At 65.1% G+C, this 20724-nt stretch carries 22 protein-coding genes; 9 read left to right on the forward strand and 13 right to left on the reverse strand.

The annotated features are described in order from the left end of the window. Positions 1-2: 2 nt before the first annotated feature. The 5 genes from VIQ49_RS23585 to VIQ49_RS23605 form a co-directional block, all read right to left on the reverse strand. Entirely contained in the window at positions 3-2153 is a 2151-nt protein-coding gene (locus tag VIQ49_RS23585; protein WP_331889021.1) for a molybdopterin oxidoreductase family protein, read from the reverse strand. Then, the gene (locus tag VIQ49_RS23590; protein WP_331889022.1) at positions 2150-3568 is read right to left on the reverse strand and encodes a nitrate/nitrite transporter; all 1419 of its coding nucleotides are present in this window, start codon (positions 3566-3568) and stop codon (positions 2150-2152) included. Before VIQ49_RS23590 ends, VIQ49_RS23585 begins: the two co-directional genes overlap by 4 nt. A gap of 199 nt (positions 3569-3767) precedes the next feature. Next, entirely contained in the window at positions 3768-4622 is an 855-nt protein-coding gene (locus VIQ49_RS23595) for a TIGR02569 family protein (protein WP_331889044.1), read from the reverse strand. A gap of 97 nt (positions 4623-4719) precedes the next feature. Next, positions 4720-5886: an adenylyltransferase/sulfurtransferase MoeZ gene (moeZ, locus tag VIQ49_RS23600; protein WP_331889045.1), complete on the reverse strand. Its 1167-nt coding sequence runs from the start codon at positions 5884-5886 to the stop codon at positions 4720-4722. 127 nt (positions 5887-6013) lie between these two features. After that, on the reverse strand, positions 6014-6994 hold the full coding sequence (locus VIQ49_RS23605) for a DUF3152 domain-containing protein (RefSeq protein WP_331889046.1): 981 nt from the start codon (positions 6992-6994) through the stop codon (positions 6014-6016). A 435-nt stretch (positions 6995-7429) separates the two neighbouring features. On the opposite strand from VIQ49_RS23605, the gene VIQ49_RS23610 reads away from it, so the two are divergent. Next, a complete protein-coding gene (locus tag VIQ49_RS23610; protein WP_331889023.1) occupies positions 7430-8104 on the forward strand; it encodes a TetR/AcrR family transcriptional regulator in 675 nt (224 codons plus the stop codon). Between the two features lie 21 nt (positions 8105-8125). On the opposite strand, the gene VIQ49_RS23615 is transcribed toward VIQ49_RS23610, so the two are convergent. Both VIQ49_RS23615 and VIQ49_RS23620 read right to left on the reverse strand, forming a co-directional pair. Further along, positions 8126-8359 (reverse strand): DUF3107 domain-containing protein, encoded by a 234-nt coding sequence (locus tag VIQ49_RS23615; RefSeq protein WP_331889024.1) that lies wholly within the window; start codon positions 8357-8359, stop codon positions 8126-8128. A 106-nt stretch (positions 8360-8465) separates the two neighbouring features. Further along, complete coding sequence (locus VIQ49_RS23620) at positions 8466-9161, reverse strand: ferritin-like fold-containing protein (RefSeq protein WP_331889025.1); 696 nt, start codon at positions 9159-9161, stop codon at positions 8466-8468. Between the two features lie 223 nt (positions 9162-9384). On the opposite strand from VIQ49_RS23620, the gene VIQ49_RS23625 reads away from it, so the two are divergent. Both VIQ49_RS23625 and VIQ49_RS23630 read left to right on the forward strand, forming a co-directional pair. Further along, on the forward strand, positions 9385-11112 hold the full coding sequence (locus VIQ49_RS23625; protein WP_331889047.1) for a DEAD/DEAH box helicase: 1728 nt from the start codon (positions 9385-9387) through the stop codon (positions 11110-11112). 6 nt (positions 11113-11118) lie between these two features. Continuing rightward, complete coding sequence (locus VIQ49_RS23630; RefSeq protein ID WP_331889026.1) at positions 11119-12348, forward strand: hypothetical protein; 1230 nt, start codon at positions 11119-11121, stop codon at positions 12346-12348. A gap of 80 nt (positions 12349-12428) precedes the next feature. On the opposite strand, the gene VIQ49_RS23635 is transcribed toward VIQ49_RS23630, so the two are convergent. Beyond that, positions 12429-13220, reverse strand: coding sequence for an AAA family ATPase (locus VIQ49_RS23635; protein ID WP_331889027.1), 792 nt, complete (start codon positions 13218-13220; stop codon positions 12429-12431). Positions 13221-13308: 88 nt separating this feature from the next. Between VIQ49_RS23635 and VIQ49_RS23640 the strand changes: the two genes are divergently transcribed. After that, positions 13309-13959, forward strand: a complete 651-nt coding sequence (locus tag VIQ49_RS23640; protein WP_331889028.1) for an acid phosphatase — start codon at positions 13309-13311, stop codon at positions 13957-13959. A 143-nt stretch (positions 13960-14102) separates the two neighbouring features. On the opposite strand, the gene VIQ49_RS23645 is transcribed toward VIQ49_RS23640, so the two are convergent. Further along, positions 14103-14756 (reverse strand): hypothetical protein, encoded by a 654-nt coding sequence (locus tag VIQ49_RS23645; protein WP_331889029.1) that lies wholly within the window; start codon positions 14754-14756, stop codon positions 14103-14105. Positions 14757-14816: 60 nt separating this feature from the next. Between VIQ49_RS23645 and VIQ49_RS29030 the strand changes: the two genes are divergently transcribed. Next, positions 14817-15065, forward strand: a complete 249-nt coding sequence (locus VIQ49_RS29030; RefSeq protein WP_414731702.1) for an alpha/beta hydrolase — start codon at positions 14817-14819, stop codon at positions 15063-15065. Positions 15066-15215: 150 nt separating this feature from the next. Here the strand turns inward: VIQ49_RS29030 and VIQ49_RS23650 are convergent, their stop codons facing one another. Further along, complete coding sequence (locus VIQ49_RS23650; RefSeq protein WP_331889030.1) at positions 15216-16139, reverse strand: NAD(P)-binding domain-containing protein; 924 nt, start codon at positions 16137-16139, stop codon at positions 15216-15218. A 59-nt stretch (positions 16140-16198) separates the two neighbouring features. Here VIQ49_RS23650 and VIQ49_RS23655 point away from each other — a divergent pair, with 59 nt between their 5' ends. Then, on the forward strand, positions 16199-16531 hold the full coding sequence (locus VIQ49_RS23655) for a helix-turn-helix domain-containing protein (RefSeq protein ID WP_331889031.1): 333 nt from the start codon (positions 16199-16201) through the stop codon (positions 16529-16531). A gap of 16 nt (positions 16532-16547) precedes the next feature. On the opposite strand, the gene VIQ49_RS23660 is transcribed toward VIQ49_RS23655, so the two are convergent. Continuing rightward, on the reverse strand, positions 16548-17027 hold the full coding sequence (locus VIQ49_RS23660; RefSeq protein ID WP_331889032.1) for a hypothetical protein: 480 nt from the start codon (positions 17025-17027) through the stop codon (positions 16548-16550). Between the two features lie 116 nt (positions 17028-17143). Between VIQ49_RS23660 and VIQ49_RS23665 the strand changes: the two genes are divergently transcribed. Both VIQ49_RS23665 and VIQ49_RS23670 read left to right on the forward strand, forming a co-directional pair. Then, entirely contained in the window at positions 17144-18112 is a 969-nt protein-coding gene (locus VIQ49_RS23665; protein WP_331889033.1) for a diacylglycerol/lipid kinase family protein, read from the forward strand. 270 nt (positions 18113-18382) lie between these two features. Then, on the forward strand, positions 18383-18637 hold the full coding sequence (locus tag VIQ49_RS23670; RefSeq protein WP_023955875.1) for a WhiB family transcriptional regulator: 255 nt from the start codon (positions 18383-18385) through the stop codon (positions 18635-18637). Between the two features lie 129 nt (positions 18638-18766). Here VIQ49_RS23670 and VIQ49_RS23675 read toward each other — a convergent pair whose 3' ends face one another. Together VIQ49_RS23675 and VIQ49_RS23680 are read right to left on the reverse strand one after the other, a co-directional pair. After that, positions 18767-20266, reverse strand: a complete 1500-nt coding sequence (locus VIQ49_RS23675; RefSeq protein WP_331889034.1) for a sensor histidine kinase — start codon at positions 20264-20266, stop codon at positions 18767-18769. Positions 20267-20303: 37 nt separating this feature from the next. Further along, positions 20304-20522 carry a biotin/lipoyl-binding carrier protein gene (locus VIQ49_RS23680; RefSeq protein WP_028463612.1) on the reverse strand — a complete coding sequence of 73 codons (219 nt, stop codon included), beginning with the start codon at positions 20520-20522 and terminating at the stop codon, positions 20304-20306. 122 nt (positions 20523-20644) lie between these two features. Here VIQ49_RS23680 and VIQ49_RS29035 point away from each other — a divergent pair, with 122 nt between their 5' ends. After that, positions 20645-20719, forward strand: a complete 75-nt coding sequence (locus VIQ49_RS29035; RefSeq protein ID WP_369758845.1) for a 50S ribosomal protein bL37 — start codon at positions 20645-20647, stop codon at positions 20717-20719. Positions 20720-20724: the final 5 nt, after the last annotated feature.

The following is a 20724-nucleotide window of genomic DNA, read 5'->3' on the forward strand; positions in this document are numbered from 1 at the left end:
GTTCACCCCGTCGATCCCGTCTGTGTGGCCGGCTCCATCCGCACAGCGCAGATCTTGAATTCGGGCATCCGGCTCGTCGGATCGAGTGCCGGATTGGTCAGCAGGTTGGCGCGCCCGTCACCGGCGTAGTGGAAGGGCAGAAACACGGTGTCCGGGCGCAGCGAGTCGATGCACCGGGCCGCGGCGATCACGCGGCCGCGGCGCGATGTCAGCGTCACGTGGTCGCCGTCGGCGATCCCCAGTCGCTCCGCCGTGTCGCTGTTGACCTCCACGTACATGGGGCCGGCGGCGTCGGCCAGCGCCTTCACGTGACGGGTCTGGGCGCCCGACTGGTAGTGGGTCAGAACCCGTCCGGTCGTGCAGACCAGCGGATAGTCGGCGCTCACCGGCTCGGTCTGACCGTGGTGGTCGACCGCGATGAACTTGGCCCGGCCGTCCTCGGTGGCAAAGCGATCCAGGAACATCCGCGGGGTTCCGGGATGACCGGGCTCGGGACAGGGCCAGTGGATGGCCTCGTCGTTGTCGAGCCGGTCGTAGGTGATGCCCGTGTAGTCCGCCGGACCACCGGCAGACGCGCGTCGCAGCTCGTCGAAGACCTCGCGGGGGTCGGTCTTGAAGCGGTCGGCCGGCTGACCGAGGCGAATGGCCAACTCCGACAGCACTTCCAGTTCGCTACGCGGGCCATCGGGGACCGGGACCGCCTGGCGCCGTCGCAGCAGCCGGCCTTCGAGGGACGTCATCGTCCCTTCTTCCTCTGCCCACTGCAGCACCGGCAAGACCACATCGGCCATCGCCGCGGTCTCCGACAGCAGGAAGTCGTTGACCACCAGCATGTCCAAGGACTTCAGCCGGTCCACCACGTGGCCGGCGCGCGGCGCCGACACAGCCAGGTTCGCGCCGTGCACCATCAGCATCTTGGGTCCGCCGGGCTGTCCCAGGGAATCGAGCAGTTCGTAGGCGCTGCGGCCGGGACCCGGGAGATCGGCGGGGTCGATCCCCCACACCGCGGCAACGTGTGTGCGGGCCGCCGGGTCGGCGATCTTCCGGTAGCCCGGCAACTGGTCGGCCTTCTGTCCGTGCTCGCGCCCACCCTGACCGTTGCCCTGCCCGGTGATACAGCCGTAGCCACTGCCCCGCTGACCGCACAGCCCCAGCACCAGGGACAAACCGATCACGGCGCTGACGGTGTCGGTACCGGTCGAATGCTGTTCCGCGCCACGGGCTGTGAGCACATACGCTCCGGTCCCGCGGTCACGGGACGCAGCCAGCAGCGCCACCGTCCGGCGCATCGCACTGACGGGGACGCCGCTGACCCGCTCGGCGCGTTCCGGCCACCACTGCCCGGCGACCCGCCAGAACTCGTCGAACCCGCTGGTGCGGTCGGCGATGTAATCGAGATCCGCGTACCCCTCCGTCACCGCGATATGAACCATGCCGAGGACCAGTGGCAGATCGGTGCCGGGCGCGAGCTGCAGGTGCACACCGCCGTCGGCCACCGCCCTTTCCACCGTTGCCGTCCGGCGCGGATCTGCCACGACGAGCCCGCCGGCGCGGGCCGCTGTCATCAGGTGGCTGACCATCGGCGGCATCGTCTCGGCCACGTTGCCGCCGAGCATGACGATGCACTCCGCCGAACCGATGTCGGCCAACGGGAACGGCAGTCCCCGGTCGATACCGAACGACTTGATGCCGGCCGCGGCCGCCGAGCTCATGCAGAACCGGCCGTTGTAGTCGATGTTCGAGGTCTGCAATGCCACCCGGGCGAACTTGCCCAGCTGGTAGGCCTTCTCGTTGGTCAGACCGCCGCCGCCGAAGATGCCCACGGCATCGGCGCCGTGCTCACGGCGGGCCCGGGCGAAACCCTGCGCCACGATGTTCAGTGCGTTGTCCCACGTCGTCGGCGTCAGCTCTCCGTCGACCCGCACGAGCGGTTCGGTGAGCCGATTCGGGTTGCGGAGCACTTCCGCTGCCGTCCAGCCCTTTTGGCACAACCCACCCTTGTTGGTGGGGAACTGCCGCGGGGCGATCTCGGCATCGCCGGCGCCGGACCCCGTGATGGTCATCGCGCACTGCAAACCGCAGTAGGGGCAATGTGTCCGGGTTCCGACCGAACCCTCGGCCGTGAGGCCGAGGGGGATCGTCTGCGTGGTCACGGCTGCACAGCCGGGGCGGTGGTCGGGGCCGGTGCCGGCGCCGATTCGGTGACCTCCACGGACTGTCGGACGTAGAACCACCAGGTCAGGATCGCTGCGAAGACGTAGAAGGCGAGGAAGATGATGAAGGCCTGGGTGGCTGACTGATTCGACTTGTAGCTGTCGCGCAGAACCAGGTTGATCCCGACGCCACCGAGCCCACCGAAGGCGCCCGCGATACCGATCAGTGCACCCGACATCGACCGCGACCAGTTGGTCTTGCCCAGACTGTTCAGAGCCGGATTGATCTGGGCCTTGTGCTCCCAGATGCTCGGGATGATCTTGTACACCGAGCCGTTCGCGATGCCCGAGATGAGGAACAGCAACACGAAGCCGATGACAAAGGCGGTCAGGGTGCCACCGGTGATCTCTTTGTCATTGGCATCCGAGATCAGACCCGCCACCACCAGGATGGAGGCCGACGCGATCATCGCGAGGAAGCTGAACAGGGTCACCTTGCCGCCGCCGATCCGGTCGGCGAGCTTTCCGCCGTATGGCCGGCTCAGCGATCCCAGCAACGGCCCGATCCACACGATCTGTGCCGCAGCCAAAGCCGGGTTCGAGTTCCCGGACGAGGCAAAGCTGATGTTCAGGACCTGACCGAAGGCGAACCCGAAACCGATGAAGGAACCGAAGGTTCCGACGTACAGCAGCGAGATGATCCAGGTGTCACGGAACTTCAGCGCCTCCACCATCGCGCGGCCGCTGGCGGTCTGGTGGTCGAGGTTGTCCATGTAGAGGGCTGCACCCGCACCTGCCAAGGCCAGCAGAACCAGGTAGATGGCACACAGGACCTCGGGGTTGTCGGCAAACAGCCAGATCACCAGCAGACCCATCAGTTGGACAACCGGAACGCCGATGTTTCCGCCGCCGGCGTTGAGTCCCAGCGCCCAGCCCTTCAGTCGCTGCGGGTAGAAGGCGTTGATGTTGGTCATCGACGACGCGAAGTTGCCGCCACCGAAGCCGGTCAGCGCGGCCACGAACAGGAACCATCCGAAGCCGAAGTCACCCGGATTCATCATCAGCATCAGGAGCAGGCCGGTGGGGATCAACAGCACAACTGCCGAGAAGATCGCCCAGTTCCGTCCACCGAACTTCGCTGTGGCCTGGGTGTAAGGGATCCGCAGGCAGGAACCGATGAACGTCGCGACGGCGGCGATCGCGAACTTCTGATCGGCGCTGATCCCGTATTCCGGACCCATCATCAGCGCGAGAACCGAGAACATCGCCCAGATCGAGAAGCCGACGTGCTCACAGATCACCGACCAGATCAGGTTCCGCTTGGCGATGTCGGCGTTGCCGTTGTCCCACGCCTCGACGTCTTCAGGATCCCAGTCGGTGATGTAGTGCTTTCGGTTTATGGCCTTCGCAGTCACTTCGTGCCCCTCCTCGTATGTCCGGGTCAGTTGCCGGATGACTTGAGGAGAACGGTAGGAAACCGGTGTTGCGGGAGGTTTGCAACCAGTGACCGAACAGTCACAGTGTTCTCACTTCTCACCCTGAAAGGGTGTGAGAAGTGGGTTCAGCAATGCGCGTCAGGCAGCCGATACAGCGAAAAACTGCAGCTCAGGAGGGCTAAACGAGGAAACGGACCATATCGGCGACCCGTTTCAGCCCCGGGAGCGCACCGGACGTCGAGCGCGGATGCAACGCGTGAACAGCCAGCCTGAACATGACGGCACGCAACATCATCTGCGGCCATTCCGGCAGATCTTCCCAGCGATCGACGAGTCCGTCGTCGGCCCCACCCCACGCCAGGGCATCCACGACGACGACAGCGGACGCCCAGGCCGCCGGTCGCCAGTACGGGGTGATGTCGGTGATCCCGGGCGCTGCGGCCCCGGCGAACAGCACCGTGCCGAACAGGTCACCGTGGACGAGTTGCGACGGCGACTGCACGTTCTTGCGGAGGGTGGACAGCGTCCGCAGCATCTCGAGGCTCGTGACACCGTCCGGTGAGGTCGGGTCGCCCAATCCGGCCGACCGCGCCGAGCGCATCGGGACGTCTTCCCAGGCAGCGCGATCGGCCGCCGTGAACACGTCGACGTCGCTGAACGGCGGCGCCGGCGGTTGCGTCAGAAAGCGCGGGCGCTCGAGTTCTGCGGTGGCCTCATGAAGCCGGTCGGCCAGCGAGACGACCTCGTCGAAGCGGGGCTCGGGGGTACCGGCGATGTAGGTGTCGGCCCGCCAGCCGGAGACCACATAGCGTCCGTCCGACGATCGGACCGGGCGCGCTACCCGCACGCCCTCGACGTACAGCGTTTCCCGGACCTTCGCCGACCATGCCGCCCGTGCGTGATCGGGGACGAGTGAGAGAACCGTCTCTCCGATTCGCCATCCGCCTTCCCAGCCGTCACCGAGAGCCACCACCGGCTGTTCGGCCAACCCGAAGGTCTTCAGGACATGTTCGGGCGGCTCGACGGAGGTCAAGTCAGAGGTCACGGCGCCAACGTTACCGGCGTGACCGAGAGAATCACCGCAGCCGAGATGGGTGTCGCCGCACCAGGTTCATGATGGACCGGCAGGGTCAGTAGACGGGCAGTTCGGTATCCACCTGCTTGGCCCAGGCCGTGATTCCACCCTGCAGATGGGTGGCGTCGGCGAAACCTGCGTTCTTGACGGCAGCGAGCGCCTCTGCCGACCGGATGCCGGTCTTGCAGTACAGCACCGCGGGACGGTCCTGCGGCAGCTTGGCCAGCCCCTCGCCCGACTCGATGTCGCCCTTCGGAATCAACGTGGCACCTTCGATCTTGACGATCTCCCACTCCACCGGTTCCCGGACGTCGATCAGCGCGAGCTTCTCGCCGGAGTCCAGACGCTGCTTGAGTTCCGCTGCGGTCAGGGTCGAATCGGCAGCGGCCGACACACCCGCGTCCGAGACCACCCCGCAGAACGCGTCGTAGTCGATCAGTTCGGTGATCTTCGGCGCCTCGGGGTCTTTACGCAGATTGATGGTCCGGTAGCGCATGTCGAGGGCGTCGTACACCATCAGCCGACCCAGCAACGTCTCGCCGATACCGGTGATCAACTTGATCGCCTCGGTGCCCATGATCGAGCCGATCGAAGCGCACAGGATGCCCAGCACGCCACCCTCGGCGCACGACGGCACCATGCCCGGCGGTGGGGCCTCCGGATACAGGTCCCGATAGTTCAGACCGAGACCGTCCGGCGCGTCCTCCCAGAACACCGAGGCCTGGCCCTCGAACCGGTAGATCGAACCCCACACGTACGGCTTACCCGCGAGCACGGCGGCGTCGTTGACCAGATATCGGGTGGCGAAATTGTCGGTGCCGTCCATGATCAGGTCGTACCGCCCGAACAGCTCGACGGCGTTGCTGTTGTCGAGGCGAAACTTGTGGGTGTGCACCTCGATATGGGGATTGATCTCTAGAATCGAGTCTTTCGCCGAATCGGCCTTGGGCCGGCCCACGTCGGACTGCCCGTGAATGACCTGGCGCTGCAGGTTGGACTCATCGACCTCGTCGAATTCGACGATCCCGATGGTGCCCACACCGGCGGCAGCCAGGTAGAGCAGTGTCGGAGAGCCGAGCCCGCCGGCACCGATGACGAGCACTTTGGCGTTTTTCAGGCGTTTCTGCCCGTCGACGCCGATGTCGGGGATGATCAGGTGCCTGCTGTAGCGGGCGACCTCTTCGCGGGTGAGCTCTCCTATGGGCTCAACCAGCGGTGGCAACTGTGACACGAGCACTCCTCACGATCGTCGTGCATCCCTGCACCGGGCCTCGCGGCACCGTCCCTCCTTTCAACGAATGCACCACACGGAAGATTCCGTCTGCGTGCAATCGTCCGACGGCCGCAGATCAACGCTCAGGGAACGGCCAGGGGTTGGGATTGCAGACGTAGCTGCGATCGGCCTTCATGTCCGGGTCCAGAGCCATGATCTCGCTGTTCGCCGTACCGAACGTCTGCTGCATCATCACCGGCGCGAGGGCTCCGTTGACCTTGCACGGTTCGTGGTTGACGAAGCCGATCGCGTGGCCGATCTCGTGGTTGATCAGATACTGCCGATAGCCGAGGTCGTCGCCCTCGAAGGAGGTGGCACCGCGGACCCAGCGGGCCTCGTTGAGCGTCACCCGGCCCTCGGGCGGGTAGTAGCAACTCGATTCGAGCTTGATCTCGTATCCACAGAGTTGCCGCGTGGTCTCCGGCGAGGTGAGGGTGACGCGGAAGTCGGGGGTGCCGCTGTCGATCCGGCGGAAGCTGAACGTCCCGTCGCCGATCCAGCTCTTCGGATTCGCGAGCGTGGCGTCGACCAGTTTGGCGTACGTGGGGTCACCGCCGTAATCGCCGGAGTTCAGTCCGCTCTCCACCTCGACGGTGTACGTGAACTCCTGGCCACCGGCCCCGATGCGCGGGGTCGCGCCGGGGACGATGCGGTAGGTACGGTCGCCGCTTTCCGCGAACGGGCCGCCGGCGGGCAGGGCGCCGGACGGGAGTTGTTCGGCCTGGACCTCGGCAGGCGGTGCGCCGATCGCGGTGGTCGCGTTGTTGACGTCGGTGCTGCGGGCCGCATCCGGATCGGAATCGGCTGCGGCCACCACCGGCGGACTGTCCTGCTCCGACCGTACGGTGAGCACGATCATCACGATGGTGAGCACCACCAGGACCGGAATCGCGTATGCGCGCCAGCCATAAGTGGCGACGAATCGCCCGAGCGCAGTCTGCTTCTTTCGATCCGTGTCGCGTTCGGCGCGTTGCCGCCCGGGATCACCGGTCGGGTCCCACCGGGCCCGCAGGGGCTGATCCGGCGCGGGACGCCCCGACGACACCGGCGGGTGGATGTCGGTGCGCTGATTGGCTAGCCGGGCATCCGCCTCGGCCTCGGCGCGGGCCAGCCGGCGGGCTCTCTCGGCGGCACGTCGCGCCTGGTCGGAGTGGTCTCTTCCGTCGACAACCGCGGTCCGGCGACCAGTTGAGCGACGTGTGCTGCCCTCGTCGCCCCGACTCGATTGGGCCGGGGTGTCGTGGGGCGAACGTCGCGTTCCCCTGCTCCCCGAGCCTCCCGCATCAGTCACCGCTTCACCTTCTCACAGGCATCGCCGATTCACCTGTAAGCCACCACCGGTGGCGGCTCGCCGAGACAGTTCCTTCGATCCACGAACGAGACACCACGGTCCTGCATGCCCAACTCAAGTGCCGCGATACACCCTCGATCCATGAACGAGACGCCACGGTCCTGCATGTCTAACTCGAGTGCCGGGATATACCCTCGATCCATGGACGAGACGGCAGCAGCAGGCACCGGGGTGAAGGCGAACTCCGCCAATGCTGGACGCCGCAGTGTTCGGATGCCACGTAGTGCGCGACGCCTGCAGTTGATGGATGCGGCAAGTGAGATCTTTGTCGAACGCGGCTACCACTCGGCGGGGATGGACGAGATCGCGGTTCACGCGGGCGTCAGCAAACCTGTTCTCTACCAACACTTCCCGAGCAAACTCGACCTCTATCTCGCGGTACTCGATCTGCACGCGGAATCGATGGTCAATCGGGTCACCGGGGCGCTGCTGACATCCACCGACAACCGGCACCGCGTGCGGTCCGCAGTGGAGGCGTTCTTCGATTTCATCGACGAGGACAACCAGGGATATCGACTGATCTTCCAGTCAGACGCACTGGATCCGGCGGCGATCCGCCGGGTCGAAGGCGCGACCGAAGCATGTGTCGACGCCGTATACGGACTGGTGATGCACGATTCCGGCCTGGACCAGAATCGGTCCCGGATGCTCGCGGCCGGCCTCGTCGGCCTCAGCCAGGTCAACGCCCGCCACTGGCTCGACGCCAAGCGTCCGATGACCAAGGAAGAGGCCATCGACATCACCGTCACGATGCTCTGGGGTGGACTCGCCCGCGTGCCGATGCAGCACGCGAGCGACTCCGACAACGAGGCCTGAGCGGATCAGGCCCCCGCGGCACTAGCTTGCGCCGAATCCCACCTTGCGGGCTTCGGAGGTGCCCACCTCGACGTAGGCGATCTTGGTCACCGGGATCAGATACCGCGCGCCCTTGTCGTCCTGCAAACGCAGGAGCTGATCGCTTCCCGACAGTGCGGCCTCGACCGCGGCATGAGCCTCGTCGCTGTCCTGGTCGATGTGCACAACCAGCTCGCGCGCGCTGTCGGTGATCCCGATCTTCACATCAACGGCCACAGAATCCTCCATAGATCTTCGGCGGTGTACTTCCTACGGGTGTGAATCTATCCCCAGGGGCGGGCGGGCCATCAGTCAGGCCGACCCGCGCCGAACGGGGGTATTTCTACGCCAGGCCCATGTCCGCCATCCGGCGGCCGTGGCGCTCCTGAATCGAATCGAAGAATCCGGCAATTCCGTTCAGGTCGGTCTCCACCGAGAAGAGCAGCTCCGTCAGGTCGTCCTGGCCGGCGAGTACGTACTGGGTCTGGGTGATCGCCTCACCGAGCAGACGCCGTCCCCACAACGTCAACGGCGACTTCAGGTTCGGGTCGGCGGTCACCGCGTCGCGGATCGCTGTCACGGCGAAGTCCGAATGACCGGTCTCCGACATCACCGCCCGGACCACGGCTTCGGCCTCCGCAGGCAGCGTGCCTGCCATCTCGAGGTAGAAATCCGCCGCCAATCCGTCACCGACGTACACCTTGACCAGCGATTCCTCCCACGTGCTCGGAACCGTGGAGGCGTGGTAGCGATCGAGCACGGCCTCGTACGCGGAGACCAACCCGTAGACGTCGACCTCCCGTCGCTGCAGTTCCTCCTGGAGGATCTCGAAGTGCGACATCTCGGCCGCGGCCATGCTCGCCATGGCTACCCGGCCCCGGATACCCGGAGCCATCAGCGCCTCGGATGTGAGGCGATAGAACGCTGCCAATTCTCCGCACGCGAGCACGCCGAAGAGTTCGGTGATTCCGGGATGATCGGCCGAAACCGAGGGCGAGACCGCGGCCACCGGCGGCTCGGTTTGTGAACCAGAAGACATGCGTTCGAGTGTAGTGCGCACGCCCTTCGAGGACGCACCGGAGCGTTTCGGCGAATGCACCGATTCTTCGAGACCGTCTGAGGACACGTACACTGCCAGGGGTGAGTCATGCCAGACGCTGACTCGCACCGAATTTGTGCGCGCACCGACGGCAGCCCGATATCGATCGGGTCCGCTTTAGCCAGATACCGGTTGCCAGAGTCCTCGGTTGCTCGAGGCCGAAATGCTGACCTGTGTGGTTGAACCCTTGCAGTGCGCGCGGGAGCACATTGCGAAAGGCAATCAACTGAACATCGAAAACAAAACCCAGGACCCGGTACTCGACGTCGTCGAAGAAGTCATCGTTGCCGAAGACCACGTCTCCCCCACGTTCGCCGAACTCGGCGTTCGTAAGGAGATCGTCGACGCCCTTGCGGCCGACGGAAAAGTCAACACATTCGCGATCCAAGAACTGACCCTGCCGCTGGCGATGGCCGGCGACGATCTGATCGGCCAGGCCCGAACCGGCATGGGCAAGACCCTCGGCTTCGGCGTGCCGCTGCTGCAGCGCGTCTCCCAGGCGACCGCCGATCCGGGCGAGCCCGGTATCCGCAAGCTCGACGGCACCCCCCGCGCGCTGATCATCGTCCCCACCCGCGAGCTGTGCATCCAGGTCACCGACGACCTCGAGATCGCCGCCAAAGGCCTGCACGTCGACACCGCCGACGGCCAGAACCGGCCGCTGCGGATCCTGTCGATCTTCGGCGGACGCCCGTTCGAACACCAGATCAGCGAACTGAAGATCGGCATCGATGTGGTCGTCGGTACTCCCGGCCGCCTCCTCGACCTCGCCCGCCAGGGCCATCTGATCCTGGGCAAGGTGCAGGTGCTGGTCCTCGACGAGGCCGACGAGATGCTCGACCTGGGCTTCCTGCCCGACATCGAACGCATCATGGGTTCGCTTCCCGATGCCCGCCAGACTATGCTGTTCTCGGCGACCATGCCCGGACCGATCGTCACGCTGGCGCGCACGTTCCTGACCAAGCCGACCCACATCCGGGCCGAGCATGCCAACGACTCCGCTGTGCACGAACGCACCACTCAGCACGTCTACCGCGCTCACGCGCTCGACAAAGCAGAACTGGTCGCTCGCATTCTGCAGGCCGAAGGTCGCGGCGCCACAATGATTTTCACGCGGACCAAGCGGACCGCACAGAAGGTGGCGGACGATCTCGCCGAGCGCGGATTCGCCGTCGGCGCCGTCCACGGCGACCTCGGGCAGGTGGCTCGCGAGAAGTCGCTGACCGCCTTCCGTGAGGGACGCGTCAACGTCCTCGTCGCCACCGATGTCGCCGCCCGCGGTATCGACATCGACGACGTCACGCACGTGATCAACTACCAGTGCCCCGACGACGAGAAGACTTACGTGCACCGCATCGGACGGACCGGCCGCGCCGGACGCACCGGTATCGCGATCACGCTGGTCGACTGGGATGAACTCCATCGCTGGGAGATGATCAGCAAAGCCCTCGACCTCGGCATGGACGATCCCGCCGAAACCTATTCCAGCTCACCGCATTTGCGCGAGCAACTGGGCATCCCCGAGTCTGCGACCGGACGTGTCGGGTCCGGTAAACCCGCCCGCGAGGAGCGCGAACCACGTTCGGGTGGACGTTCTTCCGGCGACGAGAAGCGTGTTGTGGCCGGACGTGGACGAGAGGGCGCCAAGCGCCCGTCCCGCCAGCGTCGTCGCACACGCGCCGGTGGCCAGGACGAGGGCGTGGCAACCACCGCGGACGCGTCGGCTGCCACGGCCGAAGCAACCGCCACGACCAGGTCAGCGGCTCCGGCAGCCGCGTCCGGCGAAGGTCCCGAGAACAGCGATCAGCCCCGTCGTCGGCGTCGCCGCCGGTCGGGCGCGGGTAGTGGCACCGACGCCGGCGACACCACCGTGGGTACCGTTTCGGAGTAGCTGACGGTGCTCAGGCCGGAGCGGCGGACACCGCTCGACATCGCAGTGGTTGTTGTGCTGGTTGTGATCGTCGCGGCGTCTGCCGTCGCGATCTGGGCGACCAGTTCGGTGAAGAACACCGAGTCGGATCCTGCCGTCGTGGCTGCGACCCCGCCCGCGGAAGCCACCGCGGTTCCGCCTTCGTTCACCGAGGCGTGGCGAGCAGCCAGCTCGGCCACCGCGACACCGGTTGCGATCGGAGGCGTGGTGGTGACCGGCGAGGACGGAGCCGTGGTCGGACACGATCCGGCCACCGGCGCCGCACTGTGGTCGTACACGCGCGACATCCCGTTGTGCACCGTCACCGGATGGGGAGCCGGTGGCCGCAACTACGCCATCGCTATCTATCGCAACGCCCGCGGATGCAGTGAGGTGACCGCACTCGACGCCGCAACAGGTGAGCGCGCATCGTCGCGGAGCAGCGACGCCGACAACAACCTCGACGTCAGCCTCGACCGCGATTACGTTGTGGCACAGGGAGATACACGCCTCGAAACGTGGCGCACCGACCTGGTCCGCACCATCGAGTACGGCCGGGTCGACGCACCGGTGAACCCCGGGACCCAACCGCGTTCGGGGTGCGAGTTCGTCTCCAGCGGGATCGGTTCTTCCCGCATCGCTGTCATCGAACGCTGCGGTATCGAACCCGGCTATCGACTGACCATCCTCGGAGCCACCCTCGACAAGGACGAAAAGCTCGAGGACTTCGGGTCGACCATCATCACCGGCGAACTGGGCTCCCCGCCACGCGTGGTCGCGGTCAACCAAACCGGTGTGACCGTGTACGTGTCGTCACCGAGTCCGATGCTCGAGACCTATGCGGTGGACGGCACGATCAAGAACCGCACCACAGTTCTGGGCGACGCGGTCGGAATCGAGAGCAAACCGATCTCCAGCGGCGACGTCATCACATTCTGGACCGGCAAGGCCACCGTCGTGATCGATCCCGACACCCTCGCCGCCCGGTTCCAGGTACCCGAGACGCTGGGTCCCGGCGTGGTCATGGCCGGTTCGCTACTGCTGCCGAGCGCCACAGGGATCAGCGAGCACAATCTCGACAACGGGCAACCGATCCGTTCGATTCCGGTGGAGCGCAAGGGATACAACGGCGGAATCATCACCCTCGCCGACATCGGCGATCAGCTCGTACAGCGATGGGACTCCACGGTCGCGGTTCTCGCCCCCCAACCCCGATGATGTGCTGTTTTGGCGGATCCCACCTGGGGTTTTGTTCGCCAGAACGGCACATCATCGGGGTCGGGTGCGCGAGTCCAGGCTCAGACCGCTTCGAGGGTCTGCAGCGGCGCATCGTCCTTCCAGTGATTCCACAAATTGTCCGCCAGATCTCGATATGCCTGGGCGCCCTTGCTCTTTCGTCCTACCAGCACACTCGCACCCGACGCCGAGGCCTCGGCGAAACGGACGGTTCGCGGAATCGGCGGCGCCAGCACCGGCAGGTCGTAGCGGTCGGAGACGTCGGCCAGGACGTCTCGGCTGTGTGTGGTGCGGGCGTCGTAGAGGGTGGGCAGCGCTCCGAGCAACTTCAGATCGGGATTGGTGATCTGCTGCACCTCTGTGACCGTTCGCAGCAGCTGGCCCACACCCCGATGCGCCAGTGTCTCGCACTGCAGAGGCACCACCACCTCGTCGGCTGCGGTCAGTCCGTTGAGCGTCAGAACGCCCAGTGAGGGCGGGCAGTCGATGATGATGACGTCGTAGTCTTCGTCGACGGTCGCCAGGGCCCGCTTGAGTGCGTACTCGCGTCCCGGGCGCATGAGCAGCAACGCTTCGGCGCCGGCCAGATCGATCGTGGCCGGGAGCAGCGTGACCTTGTCGTCGGTGTCGAGGAGGGCCTCGGCCAGCGTGCCCTCGCCCAGCAGCACGTCATGAACTGAGATCGTCAGCTTGTCGGGGTCGTGACCCAACGAAAAGGTAAGGCACCCTTGCGGATCGAGGTCGACAACCAGAACCGACAACCCCTTGTCGGCCAATGCGGCGCCCAGCGAGACCACCGTTGTGGTCTTCGCGACGCCCCCCTTTTGATTCGCCACCGCAAGAACTCTGCTCATTGCTGACTCCCTCCAAGTCGAGCACTCCGAACGCTCTGCCGCAGTTGTTTGTCTTGACCCTATGCGCAGGCAGTGCAGAATGTCTGGGGTGAGTACCCCGAGTTCGGCCATTCATCGACTGATTCTCATCCGGCACGGCGAAACAGAGTGGTCGAAGGTGGGCAAGCACACCGGGACGAGCGACATCCCGCTCACGCCTCTCGGCGAGGAACAGGCCGCGGGCCTGCGCGAACCGCTCGATGAGCTGCTCCTGACCGATCCCCTGGTCCTCTCATCGCCGCGAGTGCGCGCCACCCATACCGCGGAACTGGCGGGTCTGAGCGTTTCCCGCACCGACGAGATGTTCACCGAATGGAATTACGGCAGCTATGAGGGCATCACCACCCCGCAGATCCGCGAGACCGATCCGGACTGGACGGTGTGGTCACGGGGCGGCCCCGGCGGTGAATCACCCCAGCAGATGAGCGACCGGATGGACGCCGTGATCAACGGACTCCTGGACGATCTGATCACCAGGTCCGTGGTCCTCATCGGCCACGGCCACCTGTCCAGGTCGCTGCTCGCACGCTGGATCGGTGCACCCATCGAGTTCGGTGCGCATTTCGCGATGCTCCCGGCGTCTCTGGCGGTCCTCGGTTTCGACGGTGAGACCCGTCAGATCCAATCGCTGGGCATCACCGGATACCGCAGCGCCGATTATGTCGACGCCGGGCGCCCGGCCCACGTCCGCACCGTCTGACTCGCGGCTATACGCGATCGTCCGGTCGCGAGCGCGAGGCGGCGCCGATCCGATCTTCAGCCGCAGTCTCGGCTGAATGAAATATGTTGGCGGCGGCATCAATGCTGCTCGACAGCAATGTGATTCGTTCCACCGAACCCCGGTCAGCCGCTGCGAAAATCGTCTCCGGGCTGCAGCGTCAACCGAACTCGTTCCCGGCCATCCGTCCGAGGCGGCACTCGCTGCTTGATTCTGAGATCGAAACTCGCCCTCTGCTCTCTGGGCAGATCGCAGGACGCCTGCTGCGGCATCATGCCGATCGTCGACGTCAACCCTGAGTTCTTCCATGTTTTGTGCCCCATCCGTAGCCCCCCACCGGTACCACTGTTCTCGCCGCACACCACGCTGCCACCGGGCAGCGATGGATGGGAAGAACTGAATACGGGGATGTATGAACTGTGGGAAATCAAGTCAGGCGCCGAGCTCGATGCGCTCGTCACTGTCTTGTCCACGAAGGTATTCACATTGGATGAGGTGAACCAGCAGCTGGGTCGCATCAACGACAAGGACCTCACTGGATGGTCGGGTGAGGCGGCCACCTCCGCATCGGCGGGGTTCTGCGGCGCAGGTCGGCGCGGTCCCGCCCACTTGCCATCCCAACCGACGCCACGCTGGAACAGCTGTCGGCATCGTCGACTGCCGCCTACCGAACTGCCTTCCTGCACGCGCGCCCTGATCTCCGAGTCCTTCTTGTCGATTTCACCGGCGATGTCCCCAAGGCCGCCGTTGCGATCGGCGACGTCGACACCGCCGGCCACGTCAGTGTTTTCGTTCCAGGTACTGGTGCGGTCCCCTAGGACAAGCAGGGCGACAACGATCTGGGGACCTACGTCGACCAGGCGACAAATCTCCAGGCCACGGCCGGTGAAGTCCTCTACGGAGCCGGCCGCGGTAACCAAACAACCGCCACAATCGCGTGGATTGGCTACGACGCGCCCGCCGCCGTCAACGAGGCGACCTATGGAACGGACGCCAAGCGAGCCCGCGGAGATCTCGCCGATTTCCTCGACGTGGTCAATCAGTCCCGTGCGGACAATCGCGGTGCCCGGTGGACTTGGTGGTGTTGATACACCACACAGATCCCACGCATCAGCTGGTACGAACAACGCCCGCGCAGCGACTCGGATGCGACGACACAGACTTCGGCGACGGAGGAAGCAACCGATCAGCAAACCAATCGACCTCCGGCACAAGCACCCCCAGGGTGGTGACAACGGTCACGGCGCGGTAGATCGGGCCGTGACCAGGAAATCCTCGGCGACGACCTCCCAGTCCGTGGCAGCTGCCCGGTGCGCCATCGCGCGGGACGAGGCGTCGCGCACCAACTCACTGATGCCCGGGTCGATTCCGGCCTCGCGGCTCGACTCAACGATGTGTTCCAGAAACGCCAGGCACATGTCCAGGCGAGCTTCGCCACCGTCATATGTGCGTTGCTCCACCGCCGACGAAAGGCCGGGTAGTGAAGCTCCGAGCGTTTCGACGACGCTCTGCGCGTAGGGCAGGAAGCGACCCGGATCGATGTTGTACGCACCGGCGAGCGCGGTGGCATGCAGGTGGGCGAACATGCCCGCGAAATAGATGTCGAGCATCGCCAGGTCGAATGCCGGCGGGACAGCGTGATCGGCACCAACAACATCGCTGGTTCCACCGAAGGAGTTGTACAAGGGCCCGAGGGTGGCCAGATCCTCGTCGGCTCCGGCGTACAGCACCAGCGATTGCTCTCCACCGACCATCGAAGTCGGAACCATGATCGCTCCGGTGACGTATCGGATGCCGCTCCCCGCAGATCTCGCCGCGGATTCAGCGGCCTGCGACGGGGTTCCGGTGGACAGATTGACCACCACACGACCGGCGATTTCGGGTGCGATCTGCTCGATCACGCTGCGACTCGCGTGGTGATCGCGCACGCAGATCACCACGATGTCCGCCGCGGCGATCGCCGCGGCGGGCGAATCGGCAAGCACGACATGTTCCGGTAAACCGAAATCGTCGTTCGTTCGAGGTGTCCTGTTCCAGGCGTTGACGCCGTGACCGGCCGCCGCCGCGGCGCGCACGACAGCCACGCCCATGGCACCGAGTCCGAGCACTGAAATCGTTGTGGGAGAACTGATTATGTTCATGTCGCCATACTGCTCGGTCACGCGACGGCGGTCCAGTACGTACAATTTTGTGCGTACGGACCTGGCGGTGAGGAGCGGACATGGCGGACCAGTCAAACGTGCAGTGCGGAGTGAACGTCGTCTTCGAACTCATCGGTTCGAAGTGGAAGCCGACGATCATGTGGCGATTGAGCGAGGGAGACCGCCGCTTCGCCGAATTACGTCGCGCAATCGGCGGGATATCCGAGAAGGTCCTGGCAGCTCAGCTACGCGACCTGGAACGCGCGGGGCTACTGGTCCGAACAGCCGGAGAGGGATTTCCGCTGCGCGTGGACTACTCGCTCAGCGACCGGGGCAACGAGCTCAACAACCTTCTTGCTCCGGTCGCGGAGTGGGGTGACCGGTTCATCGCCGCAGGTTCTCGAGCCGAGTAGACCTGCGAACAGCGCTTCAGCGACGCTTCTTCTTGCGACGCTCGAAGGTCTTTGCGACGGGTTTGGGCTCGACGTCCGCTTCGTCTTCTTCACCCGGCTTGATCTCGTAGGCCGCAGCGAACCACTTCATCGACGTCGGGCTGAACAAGAAGTACAGCGCGAATGCCAGCACGACCAGTACCGGCGTACCGATGATCGGGAGCTCGCTGTCGGTGATCAGGGCAAACGCCACCGGAACCAGCAATATCTGCGTCATCACCGCGATGGCCCGGCCCCAGCGACGTCCGGTGAGCAGCGCGATGCCGGCGGCCAGAACACCGCCACCGAGGATGGCAAACCATGCCGCGGTGCCGTAGCCGCTGATGAAGGCACCGTCCTCGTGACCCATCAACTCCCGGATCACCATGTAGATCGCGGCCGCGACGCCGAGGGCGCCCTCGAGTGCGACTATCGCGCCGGCCCGGCGAACATTGATCGGTGGAGTGGATTCAGACACCTGACCACCCTAATGGTCGCGACCGGTGAACCAGTGCGACGTCCGTCACGGGCCTCTGAGCGGCTCGAAGGGCGGATTCCTCCCCGCTGGCGCTAGGCTCGGTTCTCGTGCGCGCGATGCTGATCGTAAATCCCTTTGCCACCTCGACAACCGAGGCCGGCCGGGATGCGCTGCTCCATACCCTTTCCGCGTCGCTCCGTCGCCCGGACGAGGCCGGCAACGGAGCCCGTGTCGACATCAGGGTCGAGCACACGACGCACCGGGGCCATGCCGGAGAGCTCGCCGCCCAGGCCCGCGCGGAGCGTTACGACGTGGTGGTCGTGCACGGCGGCGACGGCAGTGTCAACGAGGTGGTCAACGGTCTGCTGGATCCGCCATCCGAGCCGGAGAGCGGCATGCCGTCCCCCGCACTTGCGGTGGTGCCCGGCGGGAGCGCCAATGTGTTCGCGCGCGCACTGGGCATCGATGCGGATCCACTGAAGGCGACCGGGCAGCTGGTCGACCTTCTCACAACCGGTCAACGTCGCCGAGTCAGCTTGGGGCACACCAACAATCGGTGGTTCCTCTTCAACGCCGGAGTCGGCGTGGACGCGCAGGTGGTCAAGTCCATCGACGAACAGCGCACCGCCGGGCACCGCGCGACGGCCACCCGCTATCTGTGGACCGCGATCCGGACTTTCATGGGCGCGGCCCGCAGCAAGCCCACGCTGACCGTCACCGTCCCGGGGCGCGAACCCCTCGAGGGCGCGCATTTTGCGTTCGTCTCCAACGCCAGCCCGTGGACGTATCTGGGCTCGAGGCCGATCGAAACCAATCCGGATACGACTTTTGATGGCCGCCTCGGAGTTTTCGCATCGACATCGATGGCCCCGATCCGCAATTTGCCACTGGTCCGGCAACTGTTGTCGTCCAAGGCAAAACCGCACGCCAAACACCTTTTGCGCGAAGACGACGTTGCCTATGTCGAGATTCACAGCTCGAAACCCATCGACATGCAGATGGATGGCGAATACCTTGGCACCCGGACGGCGCTCGAGTTCGGCTGCCGTCCCGCTGTACTAGAGGTTATTTCTCCCAAGTCGTGAAAACGTGACCCTACGACCCGGGAGAGATGCAGGTCACAAATAGTTCTGTGTGTGATTCTCGAGACAACTGGGCCCGCAGGGTAGTACAACGGGGTAAGGACCTATGTAGGTACCCCCTGCACAGTGATGTTGCCCACGTGTTAAGGGAACACCATTGACATCATCTGGATTCGTGAAAGTATTCACAAGCAACAGTGCGGAAACAAAACATACGCACACATGAACAGACGGTTACGAGCGGCGCGTGGAAGCGCCTGAAGGAGCAGTGGGATGGACTGGCGTCACAACGCAATTTGTCGCGACGAGGATCCGGAGCTGTTTTTCCCGGTGGGAAACAGTGGCCCGGCCATCGCGCAGATTGCTGATGCGAAGCTCGTCTGCAACCGCTGCCCGGTTACAGCTGATTGCCTCACGTGGGCACTGGAGTCGGGCCAGGATGCAGGCGTCTGGGGCGGGATGAGCGAAGACGAGCGACGCGCACTCAAGCGGCGTAATGCTCGCAGCCGCACCCGCAGCTCGGTATAGACCCAGAGAGAACCCGAGGCGGTCACAGCCCAGCGACCACCTCGACGGCAGGCAACCCGGTGGCATCAAGCCACCGGGTTTTTTGCTGCAATGGACAATGCGGCATCAAAGATGCTGCGGCACAACCGGTCAGCGCAAGGGGACGGTCAGGATCGCGTCGGTCCCACCGGCTGCGCCGGGCCGCAGCTCGAGGTCGCCCGACAGCTCGATCTGCACCAGGGTGTGAACGATCTGCAGTCCGAGACGATCCGATTGACGCGGATCGAAATCCGGGTCGATGCCGACGCCGTCGTCCTGGACGGTGATCACGAGTTCCCTTGTGCTCCTGGAGGTATCGATCAGGACCCGGCCGGTCTGTTCCGGCGCGAATCCGTGTTCGACCGCATTCTGGATCAGCTCGGTGAGCACCATCACCACAGGCATCGCGAGATCGGACTTCAGCACACCGATCTTGCCGACCCGTCGCACCGTGACCGCGGTGCCGCCCGACGCCACGTCGGCCATGACGGGCACGAGCTGATCGATGACCACGTCCAGATCGACTTCCTCATCCACGCTGCCCGAAAGCAGTTCGTGGACAAGGGCAATGGCCGCGACTCTCCGGACGGCTTCTCCCAGCGCCTGACGCGCTTCGTCGTTGGTGGTGCGCCGCGCCTGCAGCCGCAGCAGGGCCGACACACTCTGCAAGTTGTTCTTGACGCGGTGATGGATCTCGCGGATCGTCGCGTCCTTGCTTATCAATGCGCGGTCCCGACGTTTCACCTCCGTGACGTCACGCACGAGGATCACCGCTCCGACGAGAACACCCCGGGGCCGCAGTGGCACCGCGCGGATCAGCACGGTCGCCCGGCGGGCGTCGGCCTCGATCCGCATTCCCGCCCGGCCCTCGACCGCCGCCCGCAACATCGTGGCCGCTTCCTCCGATTCGAACGGGTCGCTGAGCAGGCTGACCGTCACCTCGGCGAGGTCGTTGCCGCTGAGTTCCGATGTCCAGCCCATGCGGTGGTAGGCCGACAACGCGTTGGGGCTGGCGTATTGCACCACCCCGCTCTCGTCGACCCGGATGAAGCCGTCGCCGGCACGAGGCGTCGACAGGCCTCGCGGATTGCCCTCGTTCTGCGGGAACGTCCCCTCGGCCACCATCTGGCACAGGTCGTACGCACAGTCCTGATAGGACAATTCGAGGGGCGACGGCATCCGCGGCTGGGTGAGATTGATCGCGCGCGCGAGAACCGCGACCACGGCACCCTCGAATCGGACCGGGACCGCTTCCCGCCTGATCGCCACCGACCCGACCCACGTCGGATCCTCCTCACGGAGGATGCGGCCATCCCGCAGTGCACCGAAGACCTGCGGGTTGTCAGCCTCTGAGATCGACGTACCCACGCCGTCGGCGGGAAAGACCGTGGGAGCCGTATTCGGCCGGCATTGGGCAACACAGACCATCTGAGGCCCGGTGGTGGCCGAATACGGCTCAGCGGCAGCGCGTTGCGACTGCACCCACATCTGGAAGTCGGCAAAAGACAGGTCGGCGAGCAGTTGCCATTCCGCCACCACCCGCTGGAGGTGGCCACCTGCGGCCCCGGACAGTTCGGTGTGTTCCGCCAGCAACTCGGAGAGAGTCGACATCAGCCGGAGCCCGTCGGTCCGTCAATGATCGCGTGCCTCAGTTGTCGATGACCGCGATGAGGTCACCGGCCTGGATCACATCCCCGACGTTGACCTTCACCTCGGTGATCGTGCCCGCTTCTTCGGCCAGGACGGGGATCTCCATCTTCATCGATTCCAGCAACACGAGCGTGTCACCGACCTCGACCGTCTGACCGGCACTGACAACTACCTCGAGAACGCTTGCAACGATTTCCGCTACGACTTCTTCTGCCATCGCCATCCTCCAGGTGCTCGGGTTACGCCGGGTATAAACCTAGCGCAGCACCACGAGTCCGGGCGATTCTCGGCAATCGCGCGCTTCGTGTCACAATGGAGCGCTGTCGAAAGGAGACTGCCATGGGAAAGCGTGGACGCAAGAAGCGGGCTCGCAAGAAGAATGCGGCCAACCACGGCAAGCGCCCCAACGCCTGAGCGTT

Source organism: Williamsia sp. (assembly GCF_036566845.1).
Classification (GTDB): domain Bacteria; phylum Actinomycetota; class Actinomycetes; order Mycobacteriales; family Mycobacteriaceae; genus Williamsia.

What these genes read in the sequence shown, in the direction of transcription:
- VIQ49_RS23610 (WP_331889023.1), top strand. Translation starts at nt 7,430, where the DNA reads ATGGACGAGACGGCAGCAGCAGGCACCGGGGTGAAGGCGAACTCCGCC.
- VIQ49_RS23620 (WP_331889025.1), bottom strand. Translation starts at nt 9,161, where the DNA reads ATGTCTTCTGGTTCACAAACCGAGCCGCCGGTGGCCGCGGTCTCGCCC.
- VIQ49_RS23625 (WP_331889047.1), top strand. Translation starts at nt 9,385, where the DNA reads ATGCTGACCTGTGTGGTTGAACCCTTGCAGTGCGCGCGGGAGCACATT.
- VIQ49_RS23635 (WP_331889027.1), bottom strand. Translation starts at nt 13,220, where the DNA reads ATGAGCAGAGTTCTTGCGGTGGCGAATCAAAAGGGGGGCGTCGCGAAG.
- VIQ49_RS23655 (WP_331889031.1), top strand. Translation starts at nt 16,199, where the DNA reads ATGGCGGACCAGTCAAACGTGCAGTGCGGAGTGAACGTCGTCTTCGAA.
- VIQ49_RS23665 (WP_331889033.1), top strand. Translation starts at nt 17,144, where the DNA reads ATGCTGATCGTAAATCCCTTTGCCACCTCGACAACCGAGGCCGGCCGG.
- VIQ49_RS23670 (WP_023955875.1), top strand. Translation starts at nt 18,383, where the DNA reads ATGGACTGGCGTCACAACGCAATTTGTCGCGACGAGGATCCGGAGCTG.
- VIQ49_RS23675 (WP_331889034.1), bottom strand. Translation starts at nt 20,266, where the DNA reads ATGTCGACTCTCTCCGAGTTGCTGGCGGAACACACCGAACTGTCCGGG.
- VIQ49_RS23680 (WP_028463612.1), bottom strand. Translation starts at nt 20,522, where the DNA reads ATGGCAGAAGAAGTCGTAGCGGAAATCGTTGCAAGCGTTCTCGAGGTA.